Below are 18,741 nucleotides of genomic sequence, written 5' to 3' on the forward strand. Positions count from 1 at the left end.
AAGGGGGAATCGGGCGCGATGGAACTGAAGGTGTTCAAGTCGCTGTGGGGAATGGAAGGCACGCTGGAGCAGCAGGTCAAGCAGGTAGCCGCTGCCGGCTATCATGGAATCGAGACGGGGCTGCCGGCTCCGGATCAAAAAGAAGCGTTCAAAGCTCTCTTGGCCGAGCATAAGCTCGACTATATCGCGATGTTGTTCACGCAAGGGCCCGATCATGCGGATTCGTTCAAGCGTCAGTTAGACGCAAGCGCCGAATTCAGACCCGTGCAGATCACCTCGCATAGCGCGAAGGACTCCATGGAGTTCGCCGATCAAGCGGCGTTCTTCTCCAAAGCTCTGGAGCTGGAGAGGGAGTACGGCATTCCCGTAGGGCATGAAACGCATCGGATGCGCGCGATGTTCACCCCATGGACGACAGCCAAGCTGCTGCGCGAATTTCCCGATCTAAAAATTACCGCAGACTTCAGCCACTGGTGCTGCGTATGCGAATCGCTGCTCGGCGATCAGGCGGACAATCTGGCCTTGGCGTTCGAGCGCACGCTGCATATTCACGGTCGCGTAGGCTATGCGGAAGGACCGCAGGTCCCCCATCCGGCCGCGCCGGAATACGCCGCTGAGCTGGCGGCTCACGAAGGCTGGTGGTCGAGCATCCTGCGGCTGAAAGCCGCCAAGGGCGTTCCGCTCGCGACGTTTACGCCGGAATTCGGCCCTCCGGGCTATATGCACACGCTGCCGTTCACGAAGCAGCCGGTTGCCGACCTGTGGGACGTATGCGCGTGGATGGCCAAGCGCTTCGAAGACGAGGTGTTCGAGCAGGCGCTTGCCAAATAAAGCAAGATAACCGCCTAACGACTGAAGTCATTCAAAAAAAGACCGCTCCCGTCTCGGTAATGAGAAGGTGAGCGGTCTTTCCGATAGAAGGGGCTACCTGCCCGACAGCCGCTTCAAGGCAATCCCGGCGAACATGGCCGCGCCGATCGCGATGCAGCTTTCGTCCGGGTTAAAGCGCGGGCTATGCAAGCCAGGAGCTAGCTCCGGCTGCTCCTGCGGGCCGGAGCCGAGCCAGAAGAAGCCGCCTTTGGCGAAGGCCAAAAACTCGGCGAAATCTTCGCCGTACGTCATCGGCGGCGGCGCCGTGCGATTAAGCCTGCCGACGAGCGAATCGGCGGTTTCGCCTATGTATGCGGCGCACGCCTCGTCGTTCACGACGGGCGCCACCTGCTCGATATAGGCGACGCTACCCTCGCAGCGGTACGCCCTGCAAATATCCCGGACGATCCGGGATATTCGCTCGGGCATCGTACGGCGCCATTCGGCGTCCAGATGGCGCACGGTACCCGTCATTTCCACGTAGTCGGGGATGATGTTGTTGGCCGTTCCGGCTTGAATCGTGCCGATCGTAATGACCGCCCCGGCCGCGCTAGGAATTTCCCGGCTGACGGCTGCCTGCAGACCCATAACGACGGCGGATGCGGCGACGATCGGGTCGATGCACGCCTCCGGATAGCCGCCATGCCCGCCCCTGCCGTTCACCCGGATTTCGATCCGGTCGATCGAGCCCATGACGACGCCCGGCTTCACGCCGATTTTGCCTGCGGGAAGACTCGGCAGATTATGGACCCCGTACACTTCGTCGATCCCCTCCATCACGCCTTCCTGAATCATCGCTTTGGCGCCGGCGAGAATTTCTTCCGCCGATTGGAACAGGAAGCGCACCGTTCCGTGAAGGTCGTCGCGACGTTCCGCGAGCAGCATCGCCGCCCCGAGCAAAACGGACGTATGGACGTCATGTCCGCACGCGTGCATGACGCCGGGAGTCTCGGACGCAAACGCGAGCCCCGTCTCCTCCGTTATCGGCAAAGCGTCCATATCCGCACGGAACGCGATCGCCGGGCCGGGATGACGGCCGCGCAGTTCCGCTACGACGCCGAATCCGCCTACGCCGCTCTGCACCTCCAGTCCCAGCTTGCGCAGCTCCTCCGTTACCCGGCTGGACGTACGGTATTCATGAAAGCTCAGCTCCGGAAAGCGGTGAATCTCCCTGCGCAGCGCGATAAGCGTCTCTTCGAGCTGCTGCGCCCGTTCTCTCAACTGCTCCATTTCCTGTCATCGCTCCTCGCTTGATTGATTGATTGATTGTCATATCCGCCCTAAGATTCTCCGTTACGATCGAATACCATCAAATATTGCTCATAGCGCGTTTCGAAGCCCGCGGCCTGCAGCATGGCGATCGGCTCCGGGTTAGCCGTAGACATATTGACTGTGCTTCGCGTACATGTCAAGTCGAGAGGGCCGAATACGCCGCTTAGCAGCATGCCGAACAGCGCCTCCCGGTCTTCCCTGTCGGGCGCCGCTTCACAGTGGTACAGATGTATCGATTCCGGTTTGCCCTGTTTATCCAATACGCGGCTAAACAAAGCATACGCCGCCGCGGCCCCGGATTCGTCGCGAACAATCAGCGATTCGCCGTTCTTGATATTGTGCCACATACATTCCCAAGCAGCCGTTTCCCGGTAAAAGGAAAGCGCGCCGGCTGCCGATGCTCTGCCGTATTCCGCTTGTAAACGGCTACTCGAAACGGATGGAGAGGAACCGAGGCCCCCTAGGCTTCCCGTATGGATAAGTCCAATGATGCGGTCGGCTTTGCGAAAGCCTCCGCTTTCATAAGCTTTTATGGCGTGCTCGTTGCGGCAAACGACCTCCAGAATCGCCCGGTCCACGCCTTCCTCTGCCAAAACGAGCTGCGTTTCCCGCATCAGCGTTTTGGCGATCCCTTTGCCCCGGTATTCCGGCGCGACGCCGGTCCCCCCGTTCCACGCCCATTTCTTTCCGTCCACGTCTTTCGTAGCGATGAAGACAAAACCGGCCGGATCGTCGTCCACGAAGGCTACCACCGACAGGGCCGGTTTAATGGCAGTCGCAGCGAAGCTGGCAAGCAGCTGGTCCATGCTCCTCGTCATATCCGAATAATAGCCGGCGAATCCCCGATTCCACAGCGACAACGCCTCATCGAACGTGCAGGCGTTCAACCGTCCGTAACGGACCGTTTCATTTTCCATACAAACACCCTCTCCTGTCGGTTTTAAAATATGTAGCAGACGGATCAGCTTGTTTCGGTCCGATTTGCGTAAATCCTGCCCAGCAGCTCCTCGGCATGCCGTACGAACAGCTCTCCGGTTTCCGCCGGCAATCGGCTGTTGGACGTTATGCGGGGCTCGTAGCTGCCGTTCTCGAAAGCCTCGCGGGTGCAAACATAGCCGGGAGCCGCGCCGTTGCAGAGCTCGTTGACAGCCGTATACGCAAAAGGAGACGCCGCCTTGATCGCCAGCCCCAGCTCGACGAACAACTCGCCCGGGCAGCCTACGACAGCCAGCGGACCCAGCTGGATCGCCTGCATTTCAATGTCCGCGAAAATCTCCTCCTCAGCATAAGCAAGCAGCAGCTCGGAAGCAAAAGCCTTCTCGACCTCGTTTACCGTTTCGGAACCGATGCGCCGCCGGGCCTCCTCCGCTTCTTCCTCGGAGGGCTTACGGTACGCGACCTGAAAAAAAGCTTGCGCTGCACCAAGCTCGACGCGATCGGCTAACCGCGCCTTTTCCCGCGTTTTCAGCACCTCGCCTGCCAGGATACGCCCCATTACCTTGTGATGCTCCGGTTGTACGGGCCATCCGCCGCTAACGTCAATATGATTGATATTGCCGCTGGCCCCCATCAAGAAAAGGCTGACGACGTGCCCGCCGAGCGACCTCTTCAAAGACGCACTAAGCTCGCCCGGATAATCGGCGCTGTACCTCGTGCCTCCGACCGTGTCGGTATGGCAGGCGTAGTTCGTCACAACCCCGATCGAACTGCCGTCCACCGCGTCGATCCGAATGACGAGCACCTGCGGATCGATCGGCCCCTCCGGCCTTACGGCGTCCGTATTGCCGATTCCGGGGTTCATCCGAACGGTGCCGTCCTTCATCCAGAACCGCCGATTGAACGCCATATCCGCTTCATACCCGCAGCCAAAACCGATTCGGGCCTCCTTACTCCCCCGGTAAGCGAGAATCGCGGCATCCGCCGCCCGCTCCGTCAACTGCTGCAAATACGCCTCGTCGGCGGTCATCAGCGAGCTCGTAACGACCGGCGGGCCGGTATGCGTATGCGTCGCGGATACCATGATGTTCGCTTGCGGAATACCCGTTTCGCTATGGATGCGTTCCCGGATCCCGAGCACGACGCGGCGCGGCAGGTCGATGGCGTCAATGGCGACCAGCACGGCTGCCGCCCCTTCCGTTTCCACTGTAATCGCTTTCGCATATAACGGGTCAAGCACGCCCGTCGATTTGCGATCGCGGAAATAGCCCGGCATCGAGCTATTCAAGGGTGGCGTAACGTCCACCTCTGCCATCCCGCATTTGAGCACGGTCCTCATCCTTTCCATCGTAAACGTTCTGCTGACAAGCCAGCCCCAATCGCTGGCCTCTACCCCGCTACAACCATTATAATAGGGGGAATGCGCAATCAGTTTGTCTATTTTCACAACCCGACAACCATTTTTTCTCCATTTTTGATAATGCCATGTCGGTTTAACGCTTTTATACTGATATCAGTTGTTCGAGGCAGGAAAGGAAGAATTCCCATGCATATCGCCGAATCGCTAAATAGAGCTGTCAAGGGGCAGCCCGAAAGCCGTCACCGCCATACATGGGCCGATATTTCGCCGGAGGCGATCCGGCATAACGTCAGGGCATTTCAGGCGCTTCTGAGCGAACGCAGCCTGCTGATGGCCGTCGTCAAGGCGGACGGCTACGGGCACGGCGCCGTACAAACGGCAGCCGCCGCTCTTCAGGCGGGGGCGGGCTATTTGGGCGTCGCCTTCGCGGACGAAGCGTTCGAGCTGCGCAGAGCGGGAATCACGGCGCCTATTCTCATATTGGGCTATACGGCGCCCGAGTTCGCTGCCGCGGCTGTCGAGCACGACGTCACCGTCACGGTATTTACCCGCGAATCGCTGCAAGCCGTCATCGGCCACGCGGAACGCTCCGGCAAGCAGGCTCGCGTGCATTTGAAGATCGACACCGGCATGACCCGGCTTGGCGTGAGCGCGCCGCAAGAAGCGCTGGAGCTGGCGGCAATCGCCGCCGGATCGCCGCATGCCGAGCTGGAAGGCGTCTTTACGCATTTTGCGGAGGCCGACCGCGCCGCTTCTCGCTTCACGGAAGAGCAGTTCGCAAGCTTCATGAAGATCGTTCGCCATCTGGAAACGAACGGCATACGCATCCCGCTCGTCCATTGCTGCAACACGGCGGGGACGATTCATTTTCCTCACATGCATATGGACATGGTCCGAATCGGCATCGGTCTCTATGGCGTAAATCCTTGCGCCGAACGGCCGGTTGTCGCTGTGAATTTGAAGAAGGCCATGCACCTCCGCACGAAAATCGCGGCGTTAACATGGATTCCCGCCGGTCAATCCGTCAGCTACGGCCGCACTTACCGGGCGGAACGGGAAACGCTCATTGCCGTGCTTCCCGTAGGGTATGCGGACGGCTTGCCGCGCAGCCTCTCCAACATCGGCTCCGTGCTGGTCAAAGGACGCAGAGCTCCAATCGTCGGCACCATCTGCATGGATCAGATGATGGCGGATGTAACCGACGTCCCGAAGCTTGCCGCCGGAGACGAAGTCGTTCTGTTCGGCGACGAGGTGCCGGTCGAAGAAATCGCCGCGCTTACCGGCACGATCGGCTACGAGGTGCTGTGCGGCATAAGCAAACGGGTGCCGAGGGTGTATGGCGAAGCGGATCGGGATAGAGCATGATGCCCGCTTGGCGCCGGAAGAAAATAACGAGCTTGAGCTATGTGCCGATTGGAAGCTCCATAAAACAAACAAAAGCCGGAGGACTCTAAAGTTCTCCGGCTTTTGTTTTGTTTGCTAAGCTATGGCGATCAGTCCCGCGATAGGCCGAACAGACGCAGAATGTACAGGAACAGGTTGATAAAGTTCAAGTACAGGTTCAGCACCGCGAGCGGAATCGCTTCGTCCGGCAGGCCGTGCTTGTATTGCGAAATGTCGTACAGTACGTAGCCCGAGAAGACGAGCACCCCGACAACGGCGATCCCGAGACCTAACGGGCCGCTGAAGCCGCCGACGAACAATCCTACGAGGCTGAAGCCGATAAGCGTAAACAACCCGATCATGAGCAGGCCGCCAAGGAAGCTGAAGTCCCGCTTGGAAAAGTAAGCATAGAGTGTCAGGCCGGCGAAAATGACGGTCGTGACGATAAAGGCCGAGTTCACCATTCCGGCACCGCCGACCGATGCGTACTTGGCGATTACCGGGTACATCGTCACCCCGCTTAGGAACGTAAATGCGTACACGAACAGGTAGCCGATTGACTTCTTGTTGCGTCGGATAAAGAAAGCGCCGATCAGCATCGCAAACTCGAGAATGATGAGCGGCAGGAATAGCGCCGGAGGCACTTGCGTCCCTACAACCGTACCGATAAACGAAATCAAAATCGATAGCGTAAACATACGCATCAGCTTATGGAACGAAGCGTTGTATTCCCGTGATACCCCATATGCCGATTGCTGCTGCATATCCATGAACAACCCACCTTTTCCGGAAATGAACTACTCCCTTTAGTATATCATACTTGCCGGTCAAGCTATGACAGGTTGTCAAATTTTTGATGCTCAGGATTGGGATGCATTCCGTAAAGCCGGTCTCATCATGGCAAAAATGGAACGGTCCAGCTCGGACTTCCCGTCGCAGGCCAACTGGCTGAGCATTTCGCCGATCGCGCTGGCAAATTTGAAGCCGTGGCCGGAGAAGCCTGCGGCGATCCAAACATGCGGATGCTCCGGGTGGCTGTCGACGATAAAATGCTCGTCCGGCGTCATCGTATATTTGCAGACGGAACCCTTCAGCAGCTTGCTCGCCGACGCCTGCGGGAAATAGGCTTCCAGCAAACGGCGAAGATCCTTCACATCTTCTTCATAGAAACCGAACGGCAGTTGCGGCGCGTCCGGCGCGATCCGTTGACCTCCGTCATGCCGCCCGACTTTCAAGCCGCTCCCGTTCAAGCTTGGAAAGCCGTAATAGTCGCCTGAGGCGTCGTTTATGATGAAAGCGGGAAACGCAGCGGAGCGGAACAAGGCTTCATCCGCCTGAAACCATCCAACCGTTTTGCGCAGCACAAGCAGCGGTAGACGCAGCCCGGCCAGCAGCCGGTTCGTCCATGCTCCGGCGCTGACGATCAGGCGCTCCGCGGTAAATTCGCCGGCCGCCGTTACGACCGTCGCATCGCGGGAGCCGATACGAATGTTTTGCACCTTCGTGTTCATCAGCAGATCGGCGCCATGCACCTCGGCCATCATCCGGTATGCGCATAGGCAGGATTCCGGGGAGAGTACACCCGCTTCCGGCTCGAAGTGGCCGGCCATTCCTTCCGGCACGCGGATGCCCGGCCACCGCCGAGCCATCTCATCGGCGGATAACGCCTCGATGGGAACGTTATACCGCGCAGCCGCAGCCGCTTGCTCGCTCAGGTAAGCGGAGCCCGCCGACCCTACGCGAAGCACGCCCGTCTTCGTAAACAGCCGTCCGGTATCCCGCTCCAGCTCGTTCCACAGCCGCTGCGCCCGCAGGGCGAGCGGAACGTAGGCATCATCCATACTGTAAGCGTGCCGGATAATGCGCGATTCCCCATGATGGCTGCCTTCCGAATGCGGCGGATCGAAGGCGTCGATCAGTAGCGGATCGGCACCTCGCTGCGTTAAATAATAACCCGCCGCCATCCCCATGGCGCCGGCTCCGATCACGATCGTGCCGTAGTGTCGTTTCATCGCTGGCCTCTCCTCCTCCGTTCCCTAATCGTCGTACGCTTCAAAAGCCTTGTTCGCCAGCATGCCGAGCGTAATCTCGTCAGCCGGCGGATTGTGCAAGCCCGCCCTGACGTCGCGGTAATACCGCTCAAGCGGCGACGAACGGAACAAGCTGTGTCCGCCTACGACCCGCATCGCCATATCGACGACGGATACCGCCGTATTGGTCGCGACATGCTTCGCCGCTGCCAGCTCAGTACCCAGCTCGTTCCTCGCTTCCGGCTCCGCATCCCACCTTTTGGCCACCGCATGCACCAAATGCCTTGCCGTCAGCAGCTCCAGATCGATGCGGCCGACTAGCTGCCTCACGTTGGGCAAATGTCGGATCGGCCCGTTCGTGCTATTCGTGCTGTAAGCAGCGGCGAATTCGACGGCATAATCGCGTGCCGCCTGCGCGATGCCCAGATAGCAAGCCGGTATATGCAAATACCAGCCCCCTAGCGACTTATAGCCCGTTTTCTTGTTAAGCAGTTGCACCAGCGCTTCCTCCGGAACCCGAACGTCCTCCAAATAGAGGTCGTCGCTGCGCGTACCCCGCATCCCCAGCGTATCCCAAGTCGGTACGAAGCATATCCCCGGAGTATCCTTGCGAAGAAGGAACTCGCCGATCCCCTCTTCCCCTTCGATCCCCGCCGAGACGATCAAATAATCGAGCGCCGTCCCCATCGTCGCGAACGTTTTGCGGCCGTTCAGCAGCCAGCCGTCTTCCGTTCGCTTGGCGGTCGTTTGCGGCCTGCCGCCGCGTGCCGGACTTCCTGTCGCAGGCTCCGTCGCGAGCTTGTTCACCAAGCTGCCGGCCTCCACGACATCCTTGCACAGCTCGGCGAACGTATCCTCTTTCCACGACCTCCGTACGTCCAGCTCCATAATCGCGGTCAGATGCCAGCCGAGAGATAAAGCCGTAGCCCCGTCTCCGCGGGCAAGCCGTTCTTGCAGAACGACGAGCTCATATAAGGAGGCTCCCATGCCCCCGTAACGGGAGGGAACCGTCAAAGCCAGATATCCGGCTTCCCGCAGATCGGCTATATTTTCGTAGGGAAACGTCCCTTCGCGGTCATGTTGAGAGGCCCGTTCGGCAAAACGGCCGGCCAACTCCCCTATCTTATCCATCAGCGAGGACAACCTTTCCCGCTTGGCGCCGTTCCGCGAAATACGCGAGGCGCGAAGAGTATGTCTTCTCTGTTCCTGCTGTTCCTGCTGTTCCTGCTGCACAACCTGTCCGCTACCGCTGCGAGTATCCTCTTGATCCGTATGACCAGACTTTTTATCGCGCATTTTCCATCCCCCTCACTTCCCGCAACGAAAAGAAGTAATAAACTAACCCCAATAAGCCCTGAGCGTACTAAGCAACGTACTATTCAATCCTCGCATAACGAGCGATATAAGTGATTTACATATAGAACGTGATAAACGTGCCTAATCTGACGAACTTGGCCAAATTAACGTATGATGTGGGTGACAAACGCGAGTAATTAATGCGGCCCACCGAGTGTGACAAACTTGGCCTGCTTGACCATCGTGCCTCAACCGACGCACCCTGCATACACCGCCTACTTGATCATCGCGCTTCAACCGACGCACCCTGCATACGCCGCCTACTTGATCATCGCGCTTCAACCGCCGCATCTGCATACACCGCCTGCTTGACCATCGTGCCTCATCCGACGCACCTGCATACACCGCCTACTTGACCATCGTGCCTCCACTGACGCATCTGCATACACCACCTACTTGACCATCGTACCTCAACCGACGCAGCCATCATACACCGCCTACTTGACCATCGTGCCTCAACCGACGCACACTGCATACACCACCTACTTGACCATCGTGCCTCAACCGACGCACCCTGCATACGCCGCCTATTTGACCAATGGAACTGTAAAACACACTAGTCTTCTGACTCCGCTCTCGCCACCGGCCACCTAACTGGAATACCTCCATCTATTAAGCCTATGGCTTCTCATGCTGCGGAATGAAATGGAATTCCTCCATCTAAATCTTATTTTTTTCGATCCGCGAAGCAATAATTGCAGCTTTAACGGGAGGTTTTCCAGTTCGAGCGTGGCGCGCTGCTCCACATTTTGCTTGGCTCAAAATAGCGTGTCGATGTCCCGTTAGCCGCGGTTGAACGGTGAAGGCTGCTCTAAGATTCATATTTTCAACACCTATCGAAAAAAGACCCCGTTCCACCCGCGCCGCCGTCCGGGATCCTTGAAGTCTTTTCATGCTGCCGGCTTTTAATTCCGACTACATTACTGTGTATTCGTAATTCCATCATACGATGCCTCCGCAACCAAGTCAACCTGACTGATCTTGGTCCCCCACGCTTGCTCTGGTTGCCACACGCTTACTCTGGTTTCCACGCTTGCTCTGGTTGCCACACGCCGGCGTTGAAAGGGAATGCTGCATTATTTGCAACATATTCCGATATTTCTGTCCCCGCAGCAACCACTTGTTGTAAAACATACAACATTTTCCGCAATATGAGCCTCAAGAGCCGCTTCTTAGCAAAAAATGCTGCATTTTATGCAGCATTCAGCCATTCGACGGGTCTCCGATCGCCAAAATGTTGTACAACATACAACACGTACGGACGTCTGCCTGCAAAAAAGACCGTCTCCGACAGATCCCTCTGTCTGAAACGGTCTTTTCTTATTGCATCGCTCTAGACAAGCGCTTTGTTCGCGATGTCCGTACGGTTGTGCTTGCCTTCGAATTGGATGATATCGGCGCCCGCATATGCCTGTGCGCGCGCTTCGGCAATACCGCTGCCGCGTCCGACGACGCCGAGCACGCGTCCGCCGTTTGTCACGATTTGGCCGTCCTTGTCCGACGTTCCGGCGTGGAACACGATCGCATCCTTCACATCGCGCAAGCCCTCGATCGGCAATCCTTTCGGGTATGGACCCGGGTAGCCCGGCGAAGCAAGCACGACGCAAACCGCCGCTTGATCGCTCCATTGGATGTCCATTTCTTCAAGACGTCCGTTGATCGTAGCGAGGAAAATGTCCAGCAGATCCGTTTCGAGCCGCGGCAAAATCACCTGCGTCTCCGGATCGCCGAAGCGAGCGTTGAACTCGATCGTTTTCGGTCCTTGCTCCGTCAGCATCAAGCCTGCATACAGCACGCCGCGGAACGGACGTCCTTCCTTGACCATCGCCTCGGCAGTCGGCTTCACGATCGTGCGGATCGCCTCGTCGACAACCGATTGCGGAATGTGCGGCACCGGCGAGTAAGTGCCCATACCGCCAGTATTCGGGCCTTTGTCATTGTCGAACACCGGCTTATGGTCCTGCGAAGGAACCATCGGACGCACGACGTTGCCGTCGACGAACGACAGGAGCGACATTTCCTGGCCTTGCAAGAACTCCTCGACCACAACGTTCGATTCGCCGAACACCTTGTCCACCATAATGTCCTTCAGCGCTTTTTCCGCTTCTTCGAGCGTTTGAGCGACGACGACTCCTTTGCCGGCAGCCAGTCCGTCCGCTTTGATGACGATCGGCGCGCCCATTTGGCGCACGTAGGCAAGCGCATCCTCGTAACGCTCGAATGTTTCGTATGCGGCAGTCGGGATGCTGTATTTTTTCATCAGGTTCTTGGTGAACACCTTGCTGCCCTCGATGATCGCAGCGTTGCCGCGCGGGCCGTACACCGGAATTTGCTTCGCTTCCAGAAAGTCGACGATACCGTCGGCGAGCGGGTCTTCCGGGCCGATGACGACGAGGTCAATGCCGTAATCGACGGCAAATTGGCTAATTTCCTCGAACTGATTTTCCTGGATCGGCACGCATTCCGCAAGCTCGGCGATCCCGCCGTTGCCTGGCGCGCAGTATATTTTTTTAGCCTTCGGGCTCTTCGATAGCGCCCATATGATCGCATGCTCGCGGCCGCCCCGGCCAATGACCAAAATACGCAAGTGAGAGCCCTCCTAGTCTTTGTTGATGATTTTCATTTCGGTTTGTCCGTTGTCGCGGCGGATCGTTTTGACTAGCAGGGAAACCTTGTTCTCCCCGTCGAGCAGATCCCAGTAATAGCGCGCGGTAGCCTCGATATCATCCTGCAAGGGTACCAGCGCCGGCTCCCCGTTAAACGACGGAAGCGGATTGCCGTCTCCCGCGTAGGTGTGAATCAGATGACCGTAGCCCGCAATCGGCTGCTCGTAGTGGTAAAAATACCGCTGCGTTTGCGACGGATCGCCTGCGTTCGTTTTGAGAATCGACAGCTTGTAGGCGCAATTCTCGTCCTTCAGATCAACAAGCCCGGAAATACGCGGCGTGTAGTTTGGAGCGTCCGGCTCGAACGTGCGCGTCGTCAGCGCTTGCTCGAAAGAACCGCCGACTTGGAGCGCTTCGTAAACCGTATCCGTTTGGTCGCCGTTGGTGACGATATGAGCTTGTCCCTCATAGCGCACAGGGTAGTAAATGATCAGCGACGGATCGGTCAGCTTGGCAGGATCGCGTGCTTCCGTGCGGAGGAAGCCGTTCGCCTCTTCCACAAAAATGCGATTGCGGCTGTTCTCGCTGCGTCCCATGATCCAATATACTTGCATAAGCCGCGTGCCGTCCGGCGTAAGGCCGATGACGATCCCGCGTCCCGGGTAAACGTTCTGTTTCAAGGAAGCGATGTTGCCTTCGGCAATGGCGTCCCATTTGGTAGTCGTTGTCACGGTAGGAATCTTCCTTTCGTTATTCGCACGCGGCGATGTCGGGAAACCGGTAGGGCCGGTTTTTGAAGAACCGAATAAAATCCAAGCTTAGAATACGGAAATAGCCGCCATTTTCGCTTCTTATGCAAAATGAGGCTACCCCACGTCGTTTCTAGTGGTGGAACAAGCGAACGCCCGAGTACACCATAACCATGTCGTAATCGTCGGCCGCCTGCACGACTTCCTCGTCGCGCATCGAGCTGCCTGCTTGTACAACGTATTTGACCCCGCTGCGGCTCGCGCGGTCAAGGTTATCGCGGAAAGGCAGGAACGCGTCGGAGCCGTACGAAACGCCTTGCAGCCCTTGCAGCCATTCGCGTTTCTCTTCGCGAGTCAGGCGGCGCGGCACTTCTTCAAAGCACTGCTCCCATGCCGCTTGCTCAAACGGTGTCACGTCTTCTTCCAGCCACAGGTCGATCGCGTTGTTTTGCTCGGCGCGTGCAAGTCCTTGACGGAACTTCATGCCCAGCGCCATTGGATGCTGACGCAGGAACCAGCGGTCGGCCTTGTCGCCCGCGAGACGCGTGCAGTGAATACGGGATTGCTGCCCTGCGCCGATGCCGATCGTTTGACCGTCAAGCGCGTAGCAGATCGAGTTGGACTGCGTATATTTGAGCGTAATGAGCGCAACGAGCAAGTCACGTTTCGCTTCGTCGGTCAGCGCTTTGTTCTTCGTTGCGATCCGCTCGAAGGAAGCTTCGGTTAGTACCGCGTCGTTGCGCTGCTGCTCCAGCTTCAGGCCGAAAAGCAGACGCATTTCGTGCGGGTCCGGCACATAATCCGGATCGATTTGGAGGATCAGGTATTTGCCGCCTTTTTTCGCCTTCAAAATATCCAGCGCTTCATCGGTATACCCCGGCGCCACGACAAGGTCGGACACCTCGCGCTTCAACAGCTGCGCCGTCGATGCGTCAACCGTATCGCTAAGCGCGGCGGCATCGCCGAACGAGGACATCCGGTCCGCTCCGCGAGCGCGTGCGTAAGCGGTAGCCAGCGGCGAGAGCTCGAGGCCTTCTACGAAATAGGCTTTCTTCAGCGTGTCGTTAAGCGGTGCAAAAACCGCAGCGCCCGCAGGGCTTACATGCTTGAACGACGCGGCTGCCGGCAGCCCGGTCGCATTGCGAAGCTCGCGTACGAGCTGGAAAGCGTTAAGCGCATCCAGCAGGTTGATGTAACCGGGATCGCCGTTGACTACTTTGATTGGCAATGGCTTGCCGCCATTCGACAGCTTGGCATCCTTTTGATGCGGATTCATCCCGTAACGAAGCGAAAGTTCATAAATGTCGCTCATGCGTGTACCCCCAAAATGTAGTAAATCCCCCGAGGGATTTTCCTCTTTACTTTCGATTTCAAAACTAAAGGCGTTACAATTCAAACCTTAAAACGTTCCGGATTCAAACCTTAAACCTAAGCGTTCCAAACCTAAAGGCGTTCCAAACCTAAAAGTGCTCCAACTTAAAGGCGTTCCAAACCTAAAAGCGCTCCGACTTAAAGGCGTTCCAACCTAAAGCATTCCGAATCCCCCTAAATCCCCCTTTTCCCAAAAGGGGGACCCCCAGGCGTTTCACCCCGGGACCCCGAAACATTGCGTATGAGGTACGGGGCCGTCTTCGATGCTTCCGCTCCCGTACAGTCGCTTTCGTCTTCTGCAGATCGCCTTTTCATGCGATCCCGCTTGTTTCAGACACGCTTACGGTCTCGTTCTTCCTATACGTTCTGCCCAAAGAGGAATCCACCACTTCAACGCCTCATTACATCTGCCATGCCATGAACCGCGTCACGACTACGTCATGAAGCTCCCTCTCGCAATGAAAAACCAAAACTAAAACCAAAACCAAAACCTACTACCTGTCACTAAACCAAAACCTAACTATTTATCGAACCTTTAACCATCCAAACCATCAACCCGCCTAGTATTTAGGCAGGTTTACGATACAACCGCTGAGCGCAAAGCATCCGCCGCTACTCGCCGGCGATGCGCACGCGGCGGTCGTCGAGGCTGACGCGGCCGGCACGGATCAAACCGATCGTGTGCGGCAGCAGCTCGTGCTCGACGGCGTGTATCGCCGCTGCGAGCGAATCGAGCGTGTCTTCCTCGCGGATGTCGACAGGCCGCTGGGCGATAATCGGCCCGCTGTCGAGGCCGCCGTCGACATAATGCACCGTTACGCCGGTCGTTTTGACGCCATGCTCCCATGCCTGCTCGATCGCCCGGATACCGGGAAACGATGGCAACAGCGACGGATGGATGTTGATCATCCGGCCGTAGTAAGGCGCGACAAGCGTTTCCGTGAGGATACGCATGTAGCCGGCGAGCACGATCAGATCGATGCCGCGGCGTTCCAGCTCCTGCACGATCTCCGCCTCGTACGCTTCGCGTGAAGCGTATTCCTTAGGCCGGAACGCGAAGGTATCGACGCCGGCCTTCTCCGCCCGCTCGACGACCGCCGCTTGAGGCCGGTCGCAGACGAGTAGTCCGATCGTGACGTCGAGCTTTTTGGCGGCAACCGCATCAACGATCGCCTGAAAATTGCTCCCCGTACCGGAAGCGAACACGGCGATGCGGAACGAATCTGCGACCCGCTCCGCTCCGTTTCTCTGCTCTCCCGCCCGCATTACACATCCGCTCCGGCAAAAGTAACGACGCGCTCGCCGGGAGTAATCGTACCGATGCGGTATACCGCTTCGCCTTGCTCTTTCAAAATAGCTTCCGCTTTGCTTGCTTGCTCAGCCGAAACGACAATCACCATGCCGATGCCCATGTTAAACGTACGGAACATATCGTTGTTGGTGATCGCGCCGTCACGCTGCATCAACTGGAAAATCGGCAAAATCGGCCACGAGCCGTACTCGATATGCGCATTGACATTCTCCGGCAGGACGCGCGGAATGTTCTCCAGGAAGCCGCCGCCTGTAATATGCGCCATCCCTTTTACCTGCACCTGCTCCAGCAGCGCGAGCACCTGCTTCACGTAGATGCGCGTCGGTGTAAGCAGCACGTCGCCGAGCTTGCCGCCCAGTTCTTCGATCGTTTGGTCCAGAGCGTATCCTTTGTCTTCCAGCAAAAGCTTGCGCACGAGCGAGAACCCGTTGCTGTGTACGCCGCTCGATGCGAGTCCGAGCACAACGTCGCCCACGACGATCGACGATCCGTCAACAAGCTTTTTCTTATCCGCGATCCCTACCGTAAATCCGGCGATGTCATATTCGCCATCCGTGTACATGCCCGGCATTTCCGCCGTTTCGCCGCCGATAAGGGCGCAGCCTGCCTGTACGCAGCCTTCCGAGATGCCTGCAACGATCGCTTCGATTTTCTCGGGAAGGATTTTGCCCGTCGCGAGGTAATCGAGGAAAAAGAGCGGCTCCGCACCCGCTACGACTACGTCATTGACGCACATCGCTACGGCGTCGATGCCGATCGTATCGTGCTTATCCATCGCAAAAGCAAGCTTCAGCTTTGTTCCTACGCCATCCGTTCCGGATACGAGAACAGGCTCCTCGTATTTGTCTTTGTTCAGTCCGAACAAAGCGCCGAAGCCGCCCAGTTCAGTCAGCACCTCCGGACGGAACGTCCGCTTCACGTGCTTTTTCATCCGCTCAACCGCTTCGTTGCCGGCCGCGATGTCGACGCCTGCCTTTTTGTACGCTTCTGACACCGAATCCACACTCCTCCAAATAGTCGTCCACCAAAAAAATTCCCATCCTAAAACCGAACGTCCCAGCAACCCATGGTAATCGAAGACTGCCTAAGATAGAAAATGCGCAACCGCTGATCAAAATAACGAAGCCTCGGAGATATCCACTCGCAAGGGACAAAATAGAAGTCTTTAGGGTCTGCTAATTCTCTTGGATCACGAAAAACCCTGAAATTAGAAGCCTCTAAAGGCTCTTATTCCGTAAAAATCGTTTCAAATCCAAGCAAATCAGGCATTTAGAAGACGTTAGGGACTCTTATTTCCCGGAAAATGGCCGTTTTGCGAAAATAGAAGTCTTTAAAGACTGCTAATTTCGTCACTATGGCTCCATCCGGTGCTCCTGGCTCAAGCGGTTGGCATCCGTTCTGCTGGTACCGAGGCTATTGGCTTCAAACCATCAGCATACAGTTTCCCTGACCTATCCGCCGTCCGTCTCCGCGATGACTGCCTCGGCCTCGATTTCCACCAGCAGCGCCGGGTCGATGAGCGCCTTCACTTCCACCATCGTCGCAACGGGACGCACGTCCTTGAAAAACTCGCCATGCGCCCGGCCGATCTCTTCCCATCGCGAGATGTCGGTTACATACATCCGGGTGCGAACGACGTCCGCCATCGTTGCGCCGAGCTGCGCCAGCGATTCTTGAATAATCGTCAGCGCCTCTTTCGCTTGCTCGTATGCGTCGCTGCCGCCGATCACCTTACCGTCTCTCATCGCGGTCGTACCTGCGACCTCGATCCGATTGCCAATGCGGATCGCCCGCGAGTAGCCGACAAGCGGCTCCCATGGTGAACCCGTCGATACCGTTCTGCGTTGCTCCATCGCCCAATCCTCCCGCAGTCATGATTCCGGCAGTATACAACTGCCGGGAATCAGCAATCAGCCCAAGGAATTCTTCAATGCCATAGCAGCTTCGGCCCCTCCGTCATCACTAGGGCGTCTCCGACCGCGCAGTGTTCGCAGCGACTACTGTACAGATTCATACGCCGGTCAGCCGAAATGATGGGCCGCTGTGCCGCATCATGCGCTTACCCGCAGCCGCAGCCCGCTTCTTCTTCGTCGAACACCTTGGTCGGGTAGTCGTTGTCGAAGCAGCCCATGCACATGCCGGTATTGTACTCGTCCTTCGTGCGTCCGATCGCTTCCATCAGCCCTTCCTTCGTCAGGAAGTGCAAGGAATCGGCGTTAATCGCCTTGCGGATTTCCTCCACCGTCTTGCTGGAGGCGATCAGCTCCTTGCGGCTCGGCGTATCGATGCCGTAGAAGCAAGGGTTTTTGTACGGCGGCGACGTAATGCGCACATGAACCTCCGCAGCGCCCGCTTCGCGCAGCATGTTGACGATGCGGAGCGAAGTCGTACCGCGCACGATCGAGTCGTCGATCATGACGACACGTTTGCCCTCGACTACTTTGCGGACGGCGCTCAGCTTCATTTTGACGCCGCGTTCGCGTAGCTCTTGGCTCGGCTGGATGAAGGTCCGGCCGGTGTAGCGGTTCTTGATCAGCCCGATCTCGTACGGGATACCCGTTTGCTCGGCAAAGCCGATCGCCGCGGAAATACTCGAATCCGGCACGCCCGTAATGACGTCCGCATCGACGAACGATTCCTTCGCGAGCTCCTGGCCCATCCGTTTACGCGCCATATGAATGTTGATCTCATCCAGATCGCTGTCGGGTCGGGAAAAATAAATGAACTCCATCGCGCAAAGCGCCCGGCGTTCCATCTCGGCAAAGCGGTCCTCCCGCATCCCGTCCTTGTCGAAAATAAGCATTTCGCCGGGCTTGATGTCGCGAAGATACGTAGCCCCGATCGTTTCGAACGCGCAAGTTTCGGAAGCGAACGTATAAGCGTCGCCCAGCTTGCCGATAACGAGCGGCCGCAAAGCGTTCTTGTCTTGGGCGACGAACAGCTTGTTCTGCACCATGATCAAGAATGCAAACCCGCCTTCAACGCGCTTCAGCGCATCCTTCACGGCGTCCTCGATGTTCTCTCGCTTCGAACGGGCGATCAGGTGAATGACGACCTCCGTATCGCTTGTCGTCTGGAAGATCGAGCCTTCCTCTTCCAGCTCCCGGCGAATTTCCGCCGCGTTGACAAGGTTGCCGTTCGTTGCGATCGCGATATCGCCGCCGCGGTATTTGAACACCAGAGGTTGCGCGTTCTGCAGCTTGCTCTCGCCAGAGGTCGAGTAACGGACATGTCCGATCGCCGTCGAGCCTTTCAAATACTGAATTTTATCGTTGTCGAACACTTCTTTGACAAGGCCCATGCCACGGTGGTAAAAGAAATCTTTCCCGTCCGTCGTGCAGATCCCCGCACTCTCCTCGCCGCGGTGCTGCAGCGCATGAAGGCCGAAAAAGCTGAGCGCGGACGCCTCGGGATGACCGAACACCCCAAAAACGCCGCACTCCTCTTTCAATTTGTCGAAAACGTCGCTGTCCATTCCTTCGTTGTAATAGCTGCC

At 57.4% G+C, this 18,741-nt stretch carries 16 protein-coding genes; 3 read left to right on the forward strand and 13 right to left on the reverse strand.

The window, feature by feature from the left end:
* Window positions 1-18: 18 nt before the first annotated feature.
* Window positions 19-831 (forward strand): sugar phosphate isomerase/epimerase family protein, encoded by an 813-nt coding sequence (locus tag ACKGJP_RS32635; protein WP_409342902.1) that lies wholly within the window; start codon window positions 19-21, stop codon window positions 829-831.
* Window positions 832-924: 93 nt separating this feature from the next.
* On the opposite strand, the gene ACKGJP_RS32640 is transcribed toward ACKGJP_RS32635, so the two are convergent.
* The 3 genes from ACKGJP_RS32640 to ACKGJP_RS32650 are packed head-to-tail and all read right to left on the reverse strand — an operon-like array spanning window position 925 to window position 4,426.
* Window positions 925-2,100 (reverse strand): M20 family metallopeptidase, encoded by a 1,176-nt coding sequence (locus ACKGJP_RS32640; protein WP_409342903.1) that lies wholly within the window; start codon window positions 2,098-2,100, stop codon window positions 925-927.
* 50 nt (window positions 2,101-2,150) lie between these two features.
* Window positions 2,151-3,059 carry a GNAT family N-acetyltransferase gene (locus ACKGJP_RS32645; RefSeq protein WP_409342904.1) on the reverse strand — a complete coding sequence of 303 codons (909 nt, stop codon included), beginning with the start codon at window positions 3,057-3,059 and terminating at the stop codon, window positions 2,151-2,153.
* Window positions 3,060-3,103: 44 nt separating this feature from the next.
* Window positions 3,104-4,426, reverse strand: a complete 1,323-nt coding sequence (locus ACKGJP_RS32650) for a neutral/alkaline non-lysosomal ceramidase N-terminal domain-containing protein (RefSeq protein WP_409342905.1) — start codon at window positions 4,424-4,426, stop codon at window positions 3,104-3,106.
* 198 nt (window positions 4,427-4,624) lie between these two features.
* On the opposite strand from ACKGJP_RS32650, the gene alr reads away from it, so the two are divergent.
* A complete protein-coding gene (gene alr / locus ACKGJP_RS32655; protein WP_409342906.1) occupies window positions 4,625-5,803 on the forward strand; it encodes an alanine racemase in 1,179 nt (392 codons plus the stop codon).
* A 128-nt stretch (window positions 5,804-5,931) separates the two neighbouring features.
* Here the strand turns inward: alr and ACKGJP_RS32660 are convergent, their stop codons facing one another.
* The 3 genes from ACKGJP_RS32660 to ACKGJP_RS32670 form a co-directional block, all read right to left on the reverse strand.
* On the reverse strand, window positions 5,932-6,591 hold the full coding sequence (locus ACKGJP_RS32660) for a Bax inhibitor-1 family protein (RefSeq protein ID WP_409342907.1): 660 nt from the start codon (window positions 6,589-6,591) through the stop codon (window positions 5,932-5,934).
* A 90-nt stretch (window positions 6,592-6,681) separates the two neighbouring features.
* A complete protein-coding gene (solA, locus tag ACKGJP_RS32665; protein WP_409342908.1) occupies window positions 6,682-7,833 on the reverse strand; it encodes an N-methyl-L-tryptophan oxidase in 1,152 nt (383 codons plus the stop codon).
* Between the two features lie 24 nt (window positions 7,834-7,857).
* Complete coding sequence (locus ACKGJP_RS32670) at window positions 7,858-9,147, reverse strand: acyl-CoA dehydrogenase family protein (RefSeq protein WP_409342909.1); 1,290 nt, start codon at window positions 9,145-9,147, stop codon at window positions 7,858-7,860.
* Between the two features lie 216 nt (window positions 9,148-9,363).
* On the opposite strand from ACKGJP_RS32670, the gene ACKGJP_RS32675 reads away from it, so the two are divergent.
* On the forward strand, window positions 9,364-9,519 hold the full coding sequence (locus tag ACKGJP_RS32675) for a hypothetical protein (protein ID WP_409342910.1): 156 nt from the start codon (window positions 9,364-9,366) through the stop codon (window positions 9,517-9,519).
* 1,021 nt (window positions 9,520-10,540) lie between these two features.
* Here ACKGJP_RS32675 and purD read toward each other — a convergent pair.
* From purD to purF, 7 genes are all read right to left on the reverse strand, one after another.
* Window positions 10,541-11,794 carry a phosphoribosylamine--glycine ligase gene (gene purD, locus ACKGJP_RS32680; RefSeq protein WP_409342911.1) on the reverse strand — a complete coding sequence of 418 codons (1,254 nt, stop codon included), beginning with the start codon at window positions 11,792-11,794 and terminating at the stop codon, window positions 10,541-10,543.
* A gap of 12 nt (window positions 11,795-11,806) precedes the next feature.
* Window positions 11,807-12,553: an IMP cyclohydrolase gene (locus tag ACKGJP_RS32685; RefSeq protein ID WP_409347316.1), complete on the reverse strand. Its 747-nt coding sequence runs from the start codon at window positions 12,551-12,553 to the stop codon at window positions 11,807-11,809.
* A 142-nt stretch (window positions 12,554-12,695) separates the two neighbouring features.
* Window positions 12,696-13,874, reverse strand: a complete 1,179-nt coding sequence (locus ACKGJP_RS32690) for a phosphoribosylaminoimidazolecarboxamide formyltransferase (protein ID WP_409342912.1) — start codon at window positions 13,872-13,874, stop codon at window positions 12,696-12,698.
* Window positions 13,875-14,545: 671 nt separating this feature from the next.
* The gene (gene purN, locus ACKGJP_RS32695) at window positions 14,546-15,199 is read right to left on the reverse strand and encodes a phosphoribosylglycinamide formyltransferase (RefSeq protein WP_409342913.1); all 654 of its coding nucleotides are present in this window, start codon (window positions 15,197-15,199) and stop codon (window positions 14,546-14,548) included.
* Entirely contained in the window at window positions 15,199-16,239 is a 1,041-nt protein-coding gene (gene purM, locus ACKGJP_RS32700) for a phosphoribosylformylglycinamidine cyclo-ligase (RefSeq protein WP_409342914.1), read from the reverse strand. The genes purN and purM overlap by 1 nt, the downstream gene beginning before the upstream one ends.
* 457 nt (window positions 16,240-16,696) lie before the next feature.
* Window positions 16,697-17,098, reverse strand: coding sequence for a RidA family protein (locus ACKGJP_RS32705; RefSeq protein WP_409342915.1), 402 nt, complete (start codon window positions 17,096-17,098; stop codon window positions 16,697-16,699).
* 206 nt (window positions 17,099-17,304) lie between these two features.
* Window positions 17,305-18,720: an amidophosphoribosyltransferase gene (gene purF / locus ACKGJP_RS32710; RefSeq protein WP_409347317.1), complete on the reverse strand. Its 1,416-nt coding sequence runs from the start codon at window positions 18,718-18,720 to the stop codon at window positions 17,305-17,307.
* Window positions 18,721-18,741: the final 21 nt, after the last annotated feature.

The sequence above is a fragment of the Paenibacillus litoralis genome (assembly GCF_046244365.1).
GTDB lineage: Bacteria > Bacillota > Bacilli > Paenibacillales > NBRC-103111 > Paenibacillus_V.